The organism is Micromonospora sp. NPDC003776 (assembly GCF_053605645.1).
Genome location: NZ_JBSGJR010000786.1, coordinates 1 through 2,491, shown reverse-complemented (window position 1 = coordinate 2,491; position 2,491 = coordinate 1). Strand labels below are relative to the sequence as shown.

The window sequence follows — 2,491 nt, the reverse complement described above, 5'->3', positions numbered from 1 at the left end:
CGCGGACCGGGCTCCAACGGCCCGGCGGCCGGGGCGACCACGGTGGCGGCGGTGCCGCCGGCCGGGCGGCAGATCCGGCTCTGGGACCGCTGCGGGGGCGGGCCGTCCGGGAACGTGGCGGCCGGCACCCTGACCAGCCTGCGCGACCCGCTGCCCGGGCTGCGGGCGGAGAACCCGGGGCCGGCCGGCGGCGGCCGGGACCTGGAGTCGCTGGAGTCGGCCCTGGCGCGCGGGCCGTACGAGTTCTTCGCCCAGCAGCGGGCGGTGACCGCCCGGGACTACGAGATCCTCGCCGCCGGCTCGGGGGCGGTGGCCCGCGCCCGGGCGTTCACCCGGGCCGCCGTCTACAGCTTCGCCCGCCCGGGCGAGGTCGAGGTGGTGCTGGTGCCGTACGTGCCGGACCAGGCCCGGCCCGGCGGCCGGCTGCCGGTCGACGTGCTGCGCGAGCACGAGGTCGAGGAGGCCCGCCGCGGCGTGGCGGCCGACCTGGAGCGGCGCCGGGCGCTGGGCACCGCGGTCCGGGCCAGCTGGGCCCGGTACAAGGCGGTCTCCATCCGGGCCCGGGTGGTGGTCCGGCGGGAGGAGGACGTCGACGCGGTCCGGCGGCGGGTCCACGACCGGCTGCACCAGACGCTCAGCCCGCTGCCCACCCCGCTCAACCCGACCGGCTGGGCGTTCGGCGAGCCGCTGCGCGCCTCCAACGTGTACCGGATGCTGGAGCACGCCGAGCCGGGCGTGCGGTACGTCGAGTCGGTCCGGTTCGTGGTGGACGAGGCGCCCGACGCGCAGGTGCGCACCCTCGCGGTCGACCAGTACCAGCCGGACACCTGGTACGCCGGGCGCGGCCCGGTGCTGTTCCGCTCCACCAACGCCGGGGTCGGCTGGGAACCGGCCGGCCGGTTCGACGCGGAGAGTGTGGTCCGGGTGGTCCCCGCCCCGGCGCCGGCGCGCCCCGGCATCGTGCCCCGGGCCGGCTCGGTGGCCGTGGTCACCGCGCGGGACGCGGGCGGCTCCCGGGTCCGGCTGAGCACCGACCTCGGGGAGACCTGGACCCTCCTGACCGACCTGGACTCGCGGGTGCAGGACCTGGCCTGGATCGACCGGGACGGCGCGGGCGCGCTGCTGCTCGCCACCGACACCGGCCTGTACGAGGTCTCCCTGCTGCCCGGCGCGGTGCCGCTGCAGATCCTGGTCGACCCGGCCGACGCCGACCGCGGCTTCTACGCCGTCCGGGCGTTCGTCTCCGAGCGTGGCGCGCCGGGCGTGGCGGTGGCCGCGCAGGCTGGATTCGGGGTCTACCTGTCCACCGCCGCCGGCCGCCCCGGCAGCTTCGCCCACGTCGGCCTCGCCAACGTGGACAACCGCGTCCTCGCCGTGCAGTACGACGGTCCGGCGACGCTGCTCTGGTGCGGCGCGGGCGAGCCGGACCCGAAGAAGCCCGGGCAGGGCTGCCACCGGACCCGGTTGTTCGAGTCCGATGTGAAGTGGCAGGCGATGCAGGCCGGCTGGATCGGCGGGACCTGCCGGGACCTGGCCTTCAGCGGCACCCTGGCGGTGGCCGCCACGCAGAGCGGCGGGGTGGTCCGGCTGGACACCCTGGCCGCCCAGCCGCAGTGGCTGCCGGTGGTGGTCAACTGCGGGCTGCCCCTGCGGGACCGCACGCGGTTCGTCCCGGTCGACGCGATCGCCGCCACGGCGCCGTCCGGCGCGGGTGGGGCCGACCGGCTGATCCTCGCCGGCGGCGAGCGGGGCGTGTACCGCAGCGGCGACGCCGTCGACTGGGCGGCCAGCGCCAACCAGGCCACCGCCGACGTGGTCACCGTCCCCGGCACCTGGCTGCTCTGCTCCGGCGAGCACGACATCGAGGTGGTGCGGCAGGATGCGCCGAGCGGCGATTGAGCGGCTGCTGCCGGCCGCGTACCAGCGGGCCGCCGGCCCGGGGAGCGTGCTGGGCGCGCTGCTGGACGTGATGGAGGCGTTGCACGCCCCGGACGAGGCGGTGCTCGCCGACGTCGACGCGCTCTTCGCGCCGTACCGGACGCCGGACGGGTTCGTGGCGTACCTGACCCGGTGGGTGGCCATGGACCACGTGGTCACCGCGCCCCGGGCGGACGCGCCGCTGCCGCTGCCGGTGGGCCGGCTGCGGGACCTGGTCGCGCACGGCGCCCTGCTGGCCCGCTGGCGCGGCACCCCGTACGGGATGCGGACCGCGTTGGAGCTGGCCACCGGGGTCACCGGCTTCGGGCTGGAGGAGCCGGCGGACCGCCCCTTCCACGTGGTGGTCCGGGTGCCGCCGGCCGCCGCCGACCAGCTCGCCCTGATCACCCGCATCGTCGAGGCGGAGAAACCCGCCGCCGTCACCGTCGAGATCCTCCCCGACCCGCCCGCCGACCCCGAACACCCCGCTTCCCCGCCCGCCGACCCGACCAGCGCGCAGATCTTGGACACCTCCCGTTCGACAGGAACGGAAACCGTCCAAGATCGAGCGACG

Annotated in this window: 2 protein-coding genes; both read left to right on the top strand. The window is 77.2% G+C overall.

The window, feature by feature from the left end; translation table 11 throughout:
• On the top strand, nt 1–1,899 hold a 1,899-nt coding region (locus ACWEVO_RS34885), incomplete at its 5' end, for a baseplate J/gp47 family protein (RefSeq protein WP_452311671.1).
• On the top strand, nt 1,880–2,491 hold a 612-nt coding region (locus ACWEVO_RS34880; RefSeq protein ID WP_452311670.1), incomplete at its 3' end, for a phage tail protein. The genes ACWEVO_RS34885 and ACWEVO_RS34880, both read left to right, overlap by 20 nt.